Here is a 13,486-nt window from a genome sequence, read left to right as displayed (position 1 = left end):
TCTCACCCTACGGGGCGTTCCCGCTGGCCGGGCAGGCGTGGGCTGTAGAGATCGGACTCCGGCTTGCCGGGCTCGGGGCCGAGACCGCCGTGGCCGCCATGACCGGACCCGTGTCCGGATCCATGGCCGAGGTGCCCGCCAGGTCCGGAATGACCACTATGTCCGCCATGTGGTGGTGGAGGTGCGAGGGAAGCGCCGGTCACGGCATGGGCGCCGGCCATGGCCGTCCGCCGCATCGCCATCACCGAGGACTCCCCGGGCCGCTGCTCGGGCAGATCCTGCCGCTCGAAGCGGTCCCCTCTGTCCGGACGGTCCGGACGCTCGCCACGCTCCGGCCGGTCGGCCGGACCGCTCTGCGGCCGGCGCGCCCGGTAGGCGGCCCGGTAGGCGGCGGGGGAGGACCCCAGCTGCCGGCGGAAGTGGCCGCGCAGGGCCACCGGCGAGCGGAAGCCGCAGCGCCCGGCGACCTCGTCGACGGAATAGTCCGAGGTCTCCAGGAGCCGCTGCGCCTGAAGCACCCGCTGGGTGATCAGCCATTGCAGCGGAGCGCTCCCGGTGAGCGAGCGGAACCTCCGGTCGAAGGTGCGCCTGCTCATATAGGCGCGCGCCGCCAGGGTCTCCACGTCGAACTGCTCGTGGAGGTGCTCCAGCGCCCAGGCGACGACCTCGGCGAGCGGGTCGGCGCCGATCTCCTCCGGTAAAGACCGGTCGAGATAACGCTCCTGCCCGCCGCTGCGGCGTGGCGGTACGACGAGACGACGGGCCAGGGCCCCCGCCGCGTCGGCGCCGTGGTCGGTGCGGACGATGTGCAGGCACAGGTCGATGCCTGCCGCGGTGCCCGCGGAGGTCAGTACGTCACCGTCGTCCACGAAGAGCTCCCGCGGGTCCACGTGGACCGACGGATAGCGCTTGGCGAGCGTGGGCGCGTACATCCAATGGGTGGTGGCGGGCCTGCCGTCGAGCAGTCCCGCGGCGGCCAGTACAAAGGCCCCGGTGCACAGCCCGACGATGCGGGCGCCCTCTTCATGGGCGCGGCGCAGTGCGTCGAGTGCTGCGGTCGGTGGCGGCTGGGTGATCGACCGCCAAGCGGGCACCACGACAGTGCCCGCCCTGGAGAGTGCCTCCAGGCCGTACGGTGCGGTCAGTTCAAGGCCGCCGGTTGTTCGCAATGGCACATCTTCGCCCGCGCACACCAGCAATCGGTAGCGGGGGACTCCTGCGTCCTGTCGGTCGATGCCGAACACGGAGAGCGGAATGGAGCTTTCGAAGATGGGGCCGCCGCTGAATAGCAGCACTGCGACGATCTCCCGGCGGCGGCGTCCGGAGAGCTTGCGCGCGGTCTCCGGTACGGTCGTGGAGTCCTGGCTCATGGCGCTAAGCCCCCCTCGGCGGTCGAGTCCTCTCGGTCCTGCACGTTTCCCCTCGGTCCTGAACGGTTCCCCCGCCGGTCATGGCCAAGATCGAATCTACTGCGTCGAATGGAGACGCGGTGACCAGTTCACCACCCGGCTCTATGTCGACATGACAACTTGGCGCGAAGCGTTCGATCACGAAGCGTTGCACTTGCAGGCCCCGGTGAAAAGTACGCCTCTCGCCCATGCCCAATCCCCGTAGGGCGCAACCGCCCTCAACGGTCCTTTCCTTGCTGGTCGACCGGCTGTTGGGGGGTGCTTTGGCCAAGGGATGGAGTTCGGCCCCAACTTGGCTGAAAACCTACGGGTGCAGCCGTGCGAGGCCGTCAGTCGACCGGATGGGCAGTGCCCGGATGACGCGCTCCGCGGTGCGAACCGGTACCGGTCCGGCCGCGCCTGCCGCGGTGCGGAATCGTCTGTTCCGCCGCCACCCGGGCGGCGCTGCGCTCCGACTGGCGCAGCAGGGCGTGGCAGGCGCAGGTGACCGCCACCAGACCGGCCGCCGTGCCGGCGGCGCCGCCGAAGGACTGACCGCACATCAGCAGGACGATGGGGACCAGGACGCAGCTGAAGGCCGCCCAGCGGACTACGTCGCTCACCGGATCGGGGGATTCCCCTTCGGTGGCGTCGGCGCGGGCGGACTCGCGGGTTCCGGTCACGGAACGGCTCCCTGGTGGCGGCTGCTGGCGGTAGTACAACGCCCGGCCGGCCCCGGGGTCACTGGGGAAGCGGGCATCAGGACCATGGCCGGGGCATTGCGCTGCGCGCCGCCCTCGTGCATGCTCCGGGGAACGCCCCGGGGGGTGTGGATCCGGCGGGCCTGGCCGGGCGGCCTCTGGGCAGCCGACGAGTGGCGCCGTACCCTGGGGGGTAAGCACTTGAAAAGATGAATCCCGGACGGATTTTTTCGTCCTTGATCATCTGGCCTGTCCCCCCTCGACAACTCCAATCAGCCCCCGTCGATCCCCCTCCGCAAGAGGACTCCTTCGCCGAGACACCGATGGCCGGTCACGAATTCTCCGAACCCGCGGACCGCAAGCGGGTCGCCGATCAAGCGGCGCACCCCGAAGCGGCGGAAGAAACACGTCATTCCTGCGATCCGGCGTTCCAGCACGGTGTCGTGGTGGGCTTCGACGGTTCCACGTCGAGCGAGCGAGCGCTTGCATATGCAATCGGGATGGCCCGGCGCTCGGGCTCCGGGCTGATCATCGTCCATGTGGCCAACCGGCTGCCGACGACCGTATGGGCGGGCTGTGAGCCGCCGGTCTTCGTGGACGTTCCCGATCACCGGACGGAAGTGCTCGGCCTCGAACTGGCCTGTGCGGACTATCTGTCCGAGGTGCCGTGGATCCTCGTCGAGCGCGGTGGGGACATTTGCCACGAACTGGAGGAAGTCGGCCGGGAGTACGCGGCGGACGCGATCGTGGTCGGCTCCACCCACGGCCTGGTCGGCCGGATCTTCGGTTCCGTCGCGGGGCGGCTGGCGCGGCGCGCACAGCGGCCGGTCGTCGTCATCCCGTAATCACCGTCGTCGGCGGCGGACGCTCGGCCGTACCTCAACTCGAATGCGCTGTACGGGAGATGGTGCCGCCACGCGCCCCGGGATGGCGTCGATTCCGCCTTGACAAGGCGGATGAATCTACTCGCGCGTAGAGGTGGATAGTGCCCCGGTGGCGGGTAGAACCCGCTACATGTGACGTGCTGCCGGACGGGAAGTGACGGTTCCCGGGACCGGCGGCATCACCGCCGGCGTGCGGGCAACGCCGGCGCAGGGGAGGCGGTCCTCCCCGCGCGCGTGGTGGCACGTGCGGGGAAGACCGTCCCCTTTTTGCGGCTGAACCGCCGCCGCTTTCGCGGAGGTGGCTGGTCGCCGCAGGGGCTGCTCAATTGATGGTTGCGGGGACAGGCCGCTCCCTTGAGCTCGCCCGGGTCTTATTCGACCGTGACGGACTTCGCCAGGTTGCGCGGCTTGTCGATGTCGCGGCCCATGGCCTTCGCCGTGTAGTAGGCGAGGAGCTGGAGCGGGATGCCCATGAGGATCGGGTCCAGCTCGTCCTCGTTCTTCGGCACCACGATCGTGTGGTCGGCCTTCTCCTGCACCTGGTGCGCGACGGCGAGGATGCGGCCGGAGCGGGCCTTGATCTCCTCGAGCGCGGCGCGGTTCTTCTCCAGCAGGTCGTCGTTCGGCACGATCGCGACCGTCGGCATGGCGGGCTCGATCAGGGCCAGCGGGCCGTGCTTGAGCTCGGACGCCGGGTAGGCCTCGGCGTGGATGTACGAGACCTCCTTGAGCTTCAGCGAGGCCTCGCGGGCCACGGGGTAGCCCCGGACGCGGCCGATGAACATCATCGACTTGGCGTCGGCGTACTCGCCGGCCAGCTTCTCGATCTCGCCCTCGTTCGCCAGGATCTCGGCGATCTGCTCGGGCAGCTTGCGCAGGCCCGCGATGATCCGCTTGCCGTCGGCGACGGACAGGTCGCGGGTGCGGCCCAGGTGCAGGGCGAGCAGGCCGAAGGAGACCACCATGTTGGTGAAGCACTTGGTGGAGACGACGCAGACCTCGGGGCCGGCGTGCACGTAGATGCCGCCGTCGGTCTCGCGGGCGATCGCCGAGCCGACCACGTTGACCAGGCCCAGGACGCGGGCGCCCTTGCGCTTGAGCTCCTGGACGGCCGCGAGGACGTCGTAGGTCTCGCCGGACTGGGAGACCGCGATGTAGAGGGTGTCGGGGTCCACGACCGGGTTGCGGTAGCGGAACTCGGAGGCCGGCTCGGCGTCCGCGGGGATCCGCGCCAGCTCCTCGATCATCTGTGCGCCGATCTGGCCGGCGTGGTACGAGGTGCCGCAGCCGAGGATCTTCACCCGGCGCACGGCGCGCGCGTCACGGGCGTCGAGGTTCAGGCCGCCCAGGTGCACGGTGGAGAAGCGGTCGTCGATCCGGCCGCGCAGCGCGCGGTCGACCGCGTCCGCCTGCTCGTGGATCTCCTTGTGCATGTACGTGTCGTGGCCGCCCATGTCGTACGACTCGGCCTCCCACTCCACGGTGGTCGGCTGCGCCGAGGTGGAGGAACCCTCGGTGGTGTACGTGCGGTAGTCCTCGGCCCGGAGCGTGGCCATCTCGCCGTCGTCGAGGGTGACGACCTGGCGGGTGTGGCTGACCAGCGCGGCGACGTCGGAGGAGACGAACATCTCCTTCTCGCCTATGCCCAGCACCACGGGGGAGCCGTTGCGGGCCACGACGATGCGGTCCGGGAAGTCGGCGTGCAGGACGGCGATGCCGTACGTGCCCTCGATGTGCCCCACGGCCTCGCGGACCTTCTCCTCCAGCGTGCCGGCCTCGGAGCGGGCGATGAGGTGGGCGAGGACCTCGGTGTCGGTGTCGGAGACGAAGACGAAGCCCTCGGCCGTCAGCTTGGCGCGCAGGTCGGAGGCGTTGTCGATGATGCCGTTGTGGACGACGGCGACCTTCTCCTCGGCGTCCAGGTGCGGGTGGGCGTTGACGTCGTTGGGCGCGCCGTGGGTGGCCCAGCGGGTGTGGGCGATGCCGGTGGTGCCGTTGAAGCGCTTGGGCAGGCGCGCCTCCAGCTCACGGACGCGGCCCTTGGCCTTGGCGGACTTCAGGCCGCCCGTCTTGCCGCTCGCGTGCAGGGCGATACCGGCGGAGTCGTAGCCGCGGTACTCCAGGCGCTGGAGGCCCTCCAGCAGCAGCGGCGCGACGTCGCGCTTACCGATATAACCGACGATTCCACACATGGTGTTGACCCTCCCAGGCAAACGATCAGTGATGCTCGGCGGCGGCAGGAGCCGCCGGTCTCAGCCGTAGACGATGCGGCGCAGTTGCCGCAGCGAGAGCTCGGGTGGCGCCACCGCGCGGTGCGGCAGCTCCGCCGCGATCCGCTCGAAGATCTCCGCGTTGTTCAGTCCCCCGGACTGGAGCTCGCGGTGTCGGCGACGCACGAAGGCCTCGGTCGTCTCGTCGAAGTACGCCAGGACGTCCAGGACCACCCGGGCGGCCTCGCCGCGCTGAAGCGGCGTGCTGCGCACCAGGTGGTCCACCAGGTCGTCATGGGTCATACGGCGTTCGAGCACCCGTTGATACTGAGGGGTGTCGAGGCCTTTCGCAAGAATCCTGCCCGATATCGGGCAGGAGTGAAGATCGAAAGGGTGGGGAGAGCCCAGAAATGTCGGATTAGAAGCGCTTGAGTACGGCCTGTTTCGCCGCCGCGAACTCCTCGGCGGTGAGAATTCCGCTCTGGTGCAGCTCGCCCAGCTCACGCAGGCGCCGCAGCAGCGCGTCATGATCGGAGGCCGGGGCGGAGGGGCCGCCGTCCGTCTCGGGGGCGGCGGACGTGACGGGAGCGCCGGGCGGCAAGGTCTTGATGAGTGCGGGACGGTCCGCCGCGCCCGCTCCCGAGGGGTGCGGCAGCCGGGCCAGGACCGCGGCCGCCGCCAGCGCCATCAGCGGGTCCTTCTTGAAGCCGTACAGCTCGATCGCGTGCGGGTCGTGCTTCGGCGGGGCCTTGGTGGCCCCCTTGACCAGGACGAAGCGCAGATAGCCGTTCTCCAGGCCGTGGGAGGGCAGCCACTCCACCGATTGGATGTCGCCCACCGGGAAGGTGCGCGTCCCGGCGGACTTCTTGCCCTCCTCGGTCATCCAGTTCCACTCCAGCCGGACCCACTCACCGTCGAAGGAAACGGTGCCGTCCCCGGCGCCCACCGACAGCGGCACGGCCGGGCCCGGCAGCAGATAGCGGTCCGTGGGACCGTCGGGCACCTGCTCCAGCAGCAGGGCGTTGCGCACCTCGTCCACGAAGTACTCCGCCACGCCCGTCCGGCCCGGCTCGACCGTCAGCTGATACGGATCGGCGCCGTCCGGCAGCCGGCCGCGCGCGGCCTGCGCCAGGGGGTCGGCCCCGTCGCGCGGTCGCAGTCGCAGCCGGCCGCCCTTGCGGCCCGGCTCGAAGGCGATGCCCGCCACGGCCGTCAGCGGGACGGCCAGCTCACCCAGCGTCTGGCGCAGCAGGTGCACCCCACGCTCGCGCCCGGGCACGATCCGTATCGAGTCGCCGTCGAACGCCCACGTACCGTCCTTCTGGAGGATCTCAGCCATGAAGGAGATTCTCGCAGGCGCGCGAGGGTGCCCTACAGGCCCAACTCGCGGGCGATCAGCATCCGCTGGACCTCGCTCGTGCCCTCGCCGATCTCCAGGATCTTGGAGTCCCGCCACATGCGGGCCACGGGGTACTCGTTCATGAAGCCGTAGCCGCCGTGGATCTGCGTGGCCTCGCGGGCGTTGGTGACGGCGATCTCGGAGGAGTAGAGCTTGGCCAGCGCCGCCTCCTTCTTGAACGGCTCGCCGTGCAGCAGCCGCGACGCGGCGTCGCGCCACGCGATCCGCGCCGTGTGCGCCCGCATCTCCATGTCGGCGAGCTTGAACTGGATCGCCTGGTTGGCGCCGATCGGCTTGCCGAACGCCTCCCGGGCCTTGGCGTAGGACACCGACTCGTCGACACAGCCCTGGGCGAGGCCCGTCGCCAGCGCCGAGATCGCGATCCGGCCCTCGTCGAGGATGCGCAGGAACTGGGCGTACCCGCGGCCCTGCTCGCCCAGCAGATTCGCGGCGGGCACCCGGACGTCGGAGAAGGACAGCTCGCGGGTGTCCGAGGCGTTCCAGCCGACCTTGGAATAAGGGGCCGCGACGGTGAAGCCGGGCGTGCCCGAGGGCACGATGATCGACGAGATGCGCGGCTTGCCGTCCTCGTCGCGGCCGGTGACGGCGGTGACCGTGACCAGACCCGTGATGTCCGTGCCCGAGTTGGTGATGAAGCACTTGGTGCCGTTGATCACCCACTCGTCCGTGGCCTCGTCCAGCCGGGCGGTGGTGCGGGTGCCGCCCGCGTCCGAACCGCACTCGGGCTCGGTCAGGCCGAACGCGCCCAGCATCTGGCCGGAGCACAGCTTGGGCAGCCACTCCTGCCGCTGTTCCTCGGTGCCGAAACGGAAGATCGGCATCGCGCCCAGCGAGACGCCGGCCTCCAGGGTGATCGCCACGGAGGAGTCGACGCGGGCCAGCTCCTCCAGGGCGAGACCGAGCGCCAGATAGTCGCCGCCCATCCCGCCGTACTCCTCGGGGAAGGGCAGCCCGAACAGGCCCATGCGGCCCATCTCCCGCACGATCTCGTAGGGGAACTCGTGGCGCTCGTAGAAGTCGCCGATCTTCGGGGCGACGACGTCGTGTGCGAACTCCTGCACGGTACGGCGCAGTGCCTCGTGCTCCGGGGAGAGGCGGTGGTCCAGCGACATGGCTCAAAGCTCCTGGTGGGAGAGGGCGCGGACGGTGCGGGACGGGCTGGGCCGCCCCAGGTGGCCGGCCATCCACACGCTTGTGGCGGTGAGCCGGCCGAGGTCGACCCCGGTGTCGATACCGAGGCCGTCGAGCATCCACACGAGGTCCTCGGTGGCGAGGTTTCCGGTGGCGCTCTTCGCGTAGGGGCAGCCGCCGAGGCCGCCGGCGGAGGCGTCGACGACGCGCACGCCGTGGCGCAGGGCGGCCAGGGTGTTGGACAGGGCCTGGCCATAGGTGTCGTGGAAGTGCACGGCGAGCCGCTCGGCCGGAACGCCCACCGCGCCCAGTGCGGTCAGGACCGCCGTGACGTGACCGGGGGTGGCGACGCCGATGGTGTCGCCGAGGCTCAGCTCGTCGCAGCCGAGGTCCAGCAGCCGGCGGGCGACCCGCGCGACCTGCCCGACGGGCACGGCCCCTTCCCAGGGGTCGCCGAAGCACATCGAGAGGTAGCCGCGCACGGTGACGCCCGCCTCCCGTGCCGTGGCCACGACGGGCGCGAACATCTCCAGCGACTCGTCGACCGTGCGGTTGAGGTTGGCCTTGGCGAACGACTCCGTGACGCTGCCGAACACGGCGATCTCACGCACACCGAGGGCGAGCGCGCGGTCCAGGCCGCGCTCGTTCGGCACCAGGACGGGAAGGCGGGCCGTGACGCCGTCGAGCATCGGCATCAGCTGCTCGGCGTCGGCGAGCTGGGGCACCCACTTGGGGTGCACGAAGCTCGTCGCCTCGATGGTGGTGAGCCCGGCGTCGGCGAGCCGGCGGATGAACTCCGCCTTCACTTCGACGGGGACGACCGTCTTCTCGTTCTGCAGCCCGTCGCGCGGGCCGACCTCGTGGATCCGGACGCGGTCCGGGAGACCGGGCTCCGGCACGACCATCGGAAGTCCCTCGGTCATGACTCCTCCTGAGGGGCGTCGGCGGGGGTGACGACGGCCAGGACCTGGTCCATGGCGACGGTGGCGCCCGCCGTCACCTCCAGCTCGGTGACGGTCCCGTCGTGCGGCGCGGAGATGACGTGCTCCATCTTCATCGCCTCCACGACGAGCAGGCTCTGCCCGGCGGTCACGGCGTCGCCGACGGCGGCCTTCACGACGGTGACCGTGCCGGGCATCGGCGCGGTCAGCGCCCCGGCGTGCGCGGCCCCGGCGCCGCCGCGGGCGTCGGTGGGGTCGTGATCCTGGACGTGCCAGGCGTCGCCGTCACGGCCGAGCCAGGTGCCATCCGGGCTGGTGGTGTGGGTGAAGGTGTGGGTGAGGCCGTCGATGTCGATGGTGACTTCCCCGGCCCCGTCCCTCCCCGGCTGTGTCGATGTGCGGCTTCGCCGCGCGGGGGGCAGACCCCCGGGGCTCCGGACGAACAGCAGCTTCGCGCTGCGCGGTCCGCCGGGTTCCGTGGCCGGGGGACCGGCCGCCGCGCCGGGCGGGCGGACTGCCGCATTCGTCGCGGTGCCCGTTCCCGAACCCGGGGCGGAGCCCCCCGGCGGGCGGACCTCCGCGTCCGGCACGGCGTCCGTCCCCGAGACCGGGGCAGAACAGCCGGGTTCCCTGGCCGGGGCACCGGGCGCCGCGTCCGGCACGGCGCCCGTCCCCGAACCCCGGGCGGAGCCCCCCGGCAGACGGATCTCCGCCTCCGCCGCGCCGCCGCGCACCTCCACCGCCACCGGCTCCTGGCCCGGCACCCGCAGATGGTGGACCGTCCACGCGGCCTCTCCGCCCAGGCGCCAGCCCGTCGGGACGGAGAAGGGGTCCACCCAGCCACCCGCACGGAGTGCGCCCGGCTCCAGCGCCGACTGGCGCAGCAACGCCGCCGCCACGTACACCTCGTCCGGGACGGACGCCCGCACCAGCGCCACCGCGTCCCGGTCGACCAGTCCCGTGTCCAGCGCGCCCGAGACCACCGACGGGTGGTCCAGCAGTCGGCGCAGGAAGCCGGCGTTGGTGTCCACGCCCAGGACGGTCGTCTCCGCGAGGGCGGCACGCAGTCGGCGCAGTGCCGTCGGGCGGTCCGGGCCGTACGCGATGACCTTGGCCAGCATCGGGTCGTAGGAGGTGCCGACCTCCGTGCCCTCGGCGAGGCCGGAGTCCACCCGCACGCCCTCGCCCGTCGGTTCGCCCAGGGCGAGCACCGTGCCCGCCGAGGGCAGGAAGTCCACCCGGCCGTCGGCCGTCGGCCGCGCGGTCTCCGCGCAGATGCGGGCCTCGACCGCGTGGCCGGTCAGCGTCACCTCGGCCTGGGTCCGGTCCAGCCGCTCGCCGGCGGCGACCCGCACCTGCCATTCGACGAGGTCCAGCCCCGTGATCAGCTCGGTGACGGGGTGCTCGACCTGGAGGCGGGTGTTCATCTCCATGAAGTAGTACGAGGAGGGGTCGTCGCCCGGCACGATGAACTCCACCGTGCCCGCGCCCGTGTATCCGCAGGAGCGCGCCGCCTGCACGGCGGCCTCGCCCATCGCCGCGCGGGTGGCCTCGTCGAGGAAGGGGGACGGCGCCTCCTCGATGATCTTCTGGTGGCGGCGCTGGAGGGAGCACTCGCGCTCGCCGAGGTGGATCACGTTGCCGTGGCCGTCCGCCAGGACCTGGATCTCGATGTGCCGGGGGCGGTCGACCCACCGCTCGACCAGCAGCGTGTCGTCACCGAAGGAGCCCCGGGCCTCGCGCCGGGCCGCGGCGATCTCCTCGCCCAGCAGCGTCTCGTCGCGGACGAGCCGCATGCCCTTGCCGCCGCCGCCCGCCGAGGGCTTGAGCAGCACGGGCATGCCGATCTCCCGGGCCGAGGCCGACAGCTCCGCGTCGGTCAGACCGCTGCCGGAGGAGCCCGGCACGACGGGCACGCCCGCCGCCCGCACGGTCTCCTTGGCGCGGATCTTGTCGCCCATCAGCTGGATCGCCCCGGCGGGCGGGCCGATGAAGACCAGCCCGGCGTCCGTGCAGGCGCGGGCGAAGGCGGCGTTCTCCGCGAGGAAGCCGTAGCCGGGGTGGACGGCCTGCGCGCCGCTGCGCGCCGCGGCCGCCAGCAGGCGCGGGACGGACAGATAGCTCTCGGCGGCCGCCGCGGGGCCGATCCGTACGGCCGTGTCCGCCTCGCGCACATGGCGGGCGTCCGCGTCGGCGTCGCTGAACACGGCGACCGAGCGGATGCCGAGCGCGCGGAGCGTACGGATGACGCGGACCGCGATCTCGCCGCGGTTGGCGACCAGGACGGTGTCGAACATGGAGTCTCCGCTTGTCATGAGGGCGCTCACATCCGGAAGACGCCGTAGCCGGGCGCCGACGGGTCCTTCGCGGGCAGCGGGGCGTTGGCGCAGGCGGTCAGCGCGAGGCCCAGCACCTGACGGGTCTCCAACGGGTCGATCACCCCGTCGTCCCACAGCCGGGCGGTGGCGTAATAGGCGCTGCCCTGCGTCTCGTACTGCTCGCGGATCGGTGCCCGGAAGGCGTCCTCGTCGGCCGCGCTCCACTCCTCACCGCGCGCTTCGAGCTGGTCCCGCTTGACGGTGGCGAGGACGGACGCGGCCTGCTCGCCGCCCATCACGGAGATCTTGGCGTTGGGCCACATCCACAGGAAGCGGGGGGAGTAGGCCCGGCCGCACATCGAGTAGTTGCCCGCGCCGTACGAACCGCCGACGACGACGGTGAGCTTGGGGACGCGGGTGCAGGCCACCGCCGTGACCATCTTCGCGCCGTGCTTGGCGATGCCGCCCGCCTCGTACTGGCGCCCGACCATGAAGCCGGAGATGTTCTGCAGGAAGAGCAGGGGGATGCCGCGCTGGTCGCACAGCTCGATGAAGTGCGCGCCCTTCTGGGCGGATTCGGAGAAGAGGATGCCGTTGTTGGCGACGATGCCCACCGGGTGGCCGTGGATCCGGGCGAAGCCGGTCACCAGGGTCTGCCCGAACTCCGCCTTGAACTCCTGGAAGCGGGAGCCGTCGACGATCCGCGCGATGATCTCGCGCGCGTCATAGGGGGTGCGGGAGTCGACCGGGACCGCGCCGTAGAGCCCCCGGGGGTCCACCCGGGGCTCCTCGGCGGGCTCCACCGGCCAGGGCAGCGGGCTGCGGACGGGGAGGGTGGCCACGATGTTCCGCACGATCCGCAGGGCGTGCGCGTCGTCCTCGGCGAGGTGGTCGGTGACGCCCGAGACCTTGGAGTGGACCTCGCCGCCGCCCAGCTCCTCCGCCGTGACGACCTCGCCCGTCGCGGCCTTCACCAGCGGCGGGCCACCGAGGAAGATCGTGCCCTGGTCGCGCACGATCACTGCCTCGTCGCTCATCGCCGGGACGTAGGCGCCACCCGCCGTGCAGGAGCCGAGCACCGCCGCGATCTGCGGGATGCCGGCGCCGGACATCCGGGCCTGGTTGTAGAAGATGCGGCCGAAGTGGTCACGGTCGGGAAAGACCTCGTCCTGCAGCGGGAGGAAGGCGCCGCCGGAGTCCACGAGATACAGGCAGGGGAGCCGGTTCTCCAGCGCGACCTCCTGGGCGCGCAGATGCTTCTTGACGGTCATCGGGTAGTACGTGCCGCCCTTGACCGTGGCGTCGTTGGCGACGATCACCACCTCGCGCCCGGCGACCCGCCCGATGCCGGAGATGACGCCCGCCGCCGGGGCGGCCCCGCCGTACATCCCCTCGGCCGCCAGCGGAGCGAGCTCCAGGAACGGCGACCCGGGGTCCAACAGCGCGTCCACCCGGTCGCGCGGGAGCAGCTTTCCGCGTGCGGTGTGCCGTGCGCGGGCCTTCTCGCCCCCGCCCAGCCGCGCGGCGGCGAGCCTCTCCCGCAGTCCGGCGGCCAGCTCGCGGTGGGCGGCCTCATTGGCCCGCCAGGCGTCGGACGCCGGATCTGCGGTGCTCCCCAGCACCGGTGCCTGCTGCATGGACTCGAGCTCCCTTGCTCGGTTAATGAGCGTTAACACGTTTCGCTCAGGTTAACGACCACTAACGCCGCTGTCTAGAATTGATTTCGTGACCGACGCAGCAACCCGCCTTCAGCCCGCCCCCGCCCTCACCCGCCGTGAGCAGATCCTCCGGGAGGCCGCCCGGCTCTTCGCCGAGCGCGGCTTCCACGGCGTCGGGGTGGACGAGATAGGGGCGGCGGTCGGCATCAGCGGCCCCGGGCTCTACCGGCACTTCGCGGGCAAGGACGCGATGCTGGCGGAGCTGCTGGTGGGGATCAGCGAGCGGCTCTTCGCGGGCGGCCGCGCGCGCGTCGCCGAGGCGGCCGAGGCGGGCGGCGGCCCCGCCGCGGTGCTCCACTCGCTCATCGACGGTCATATCGACTTCGCCCTGGACGACCGGGCGCTGATCACCCTCCACGACCGTGAGCTGGGCCAGCTGCGCGACAGTGACCGCAAGCAGGTGCGCTCCCTCCAGCGCCAGTACGTGGAGCTGTGGGTCGACGTCGTCCGCCGACTCCACCCGGACGCCACCGAGGCCGACGTGCGCGCCGCCGTGCATGCCGTCTTCGGCCTGCTCAACTCCACCCCGCACCTCAGCCGCCCCGCCGCGCTTCCCGGCCGGACGGCCACGGCCGCGTTGCTGCGGCGTCTGGCGCTCGGAGCGCTTAAGGCCCTTTAGGGCCACTCCGGTTGCCGGCGGCCTGTCGGCTGCGGGCCGTCTTTGCCGCCTGCGGCGGCGGGCGCCCTGCGGGCGCGGGGGGGGGGGGGGGGGGGGGGGGGGGGGGGGGGGGGGGGGGGGGGGGGGGGGGGGGGGGGGGGGGGGGGGGGGGGGGGG

Annotated in this window: 11 protein-coding genes; 2 read left to right on the top strand and 9 right to left on the bottom strand. The window is 71.9% G+C overall.

Annotation, left to right across the window (positions count from 1 at the left end; genetic code table 11):
• Window positions 1-2 precede the first annotated feature (2 nt).
• Entirely contained in the window at window positions 3-1,370 is a 1,368-nt protein-coding gene (locus tag ACZ53N_RS28260) for a helix-turn-helix domain-containing protein (RefSeq protein WP_469143629.1), read from the bottom strand.
• Window positions 1,371-1,738: 368 nt separating this feature from the next.
• Window positions 1,739-2,071 carry a hypothetical protein gene (locus ACZ53N_RS28255; protein WP_469143628.1) on the bottom strand — a complete coding sequence of 111 codons (333 nt, stop codon included), beginning with the start codon at window positions 2,069-2,071 and terminating at the stop codon, window positions 1,739-1,741.
• Window positions 2,072-2,412: 341 nt separating this feature from the next.
• Between ACZ53N_RS28255 and ACZ53N_RS28250 the strand changes: the two genes are divergently transcribed.
• Window positions 2,413-2,934, top strand: coding sequence for a universal stress protein (locus ACZ53N_RS28250; protein ID WP_130877956.1), 522 nt, complete (start codon window positions 2,413-2,415; stop codon window positions 2,932-2,934).
• A gap of 410 nt (window positions 2,935-3,344) precedes the next feature.
• Here ACZ53N_RS28250 and glmS read toward each other — a convergent pair whose 3' ends face one another.
• The 7 genes from glmS to ACZ53N_RS28215 all read right to left on the bottom strand — a co-directional run bounded on the left by glmS (window position 3,345) and on the right by ACZ53N_RS28215 (window position 12,630).
• A complete protein-coding gene (gene glmS / locus ACZ53N_RS28245; protein WP_469143627.1) occupies window positions 3,345-5,165 on the bottom strand; it encodes a glutamine--fructose-6-phosphate transaminase (isomerizing) in 1,821 nt (606 codons plus the stop codon).
• A gap of 60 nt (window positions 5,166-5,225) precedes the next feature.
• Window positions 5,226-5,501, bottom strand: coding sequence for a hypothetical protein (locus ACZ53N_RS28240; RefSeq protein WP_469143626.1), 276 nt, complete (start codon window positions 5,499-5,501; stop codon window positions 5,226-5,228).
• Window positions 5,502-5,601: 100 nt separating this feature from the next.
• Window positions 5,602-6,522 carry a DUF4429 domain-containing protein gene (locus ACZ53N_RS28235; protein ID WP_469143625.1) on the bottom strand — a complete coding sequence of 307 codons (921 nt, stop codon included), beginning with the start codon at window positions 6,520-6,522 and terminating at the stop codon, window positions 5,602-5,604.
• A gap of 32 nt (window positions 6,523-6,554) precedes the next feature.
• Window positions 6,555-7,715, bottom strand: a complete 1,161-nt coding sequence (locus ACZ53N_RS28230; protein WP_469143624.1) for an acyl-CoA dehydrogenase family protein — start codon at window positions 7,713-7,715, stop codon at window positions 6,555-6,557.
• A 3-nt stretch (window positions 7,716-7,718) separates the two neighbouring features.
• Window positions 7,719-8,657: a hydroxymethylglutaryl-CoA lyase gene (locus ACZ53N_RS28225; RefSeq protein WP_469143623.1), complete on the bottom strand. Its 939-nt coding sequence runs from the start codon at window positions 8,655-8,657 to the stop codon at window positions 7,719-7,721.
• Window positions 8,654-10,972: an acetyl/propionyl/methylcrotonyl-CoA carboxylase subunit alpha gene (locus ACZ53N_RS28220; protein WP_469143622.1), complete on the bottom strand. Its 2,319-nt coding sequence runs from the start codon at window positions 10,970-10,972 to the stop codon at window positions 8,654-8,656. The genes ACZ53N_RS28225 and ACZ53N_RS28220 overlap by 4 nt, the downstream gene beginning before the upstream one ends.
• Before the next feature lie 26 nt (window positions 10,973-10,998).
• Window positions 10,999-12,630, bottom strand: coding sequence for a carboxyl transferase domain-containing protein (locus ACZ53N_RS28215; protein ID WP_469143621.1), 1,632 nt, complete (start codon window positions 12,628-12,630; stop codon window positions 10,999-11,001).
• Between the two features lie 88 nt (window positions 12,631-12,718).
• On the opposite strand from ACZ53N_RS28215, the gene ACZ53N_RS28210 reads away from it, so the two are divergent.
• Window positions 12,719-13,330 carry an SACE_7040 family transcriptional regulator gene (locus tag ACZ53N_RS28210; protein WP_469143620.1) on the top strand — a complete coding sequence of 204 codons (612 nt, stop codon included), beginning with the start codon at window positions 12,719-12,721 and terminating at the stop codon, window positions 13,328-13,330.
• Window positions 13,331-13,486: the final 156 nt, after the last annotated feature.

Source organism: Streptomyces sp. NPDC033229 (assembly GCF_055576875.1).
The sequence above is the reverse complement of the archived record's forward strand: the minus strand, read 5'-3'. Positions and strand labels throughout refer to the sequence as shown.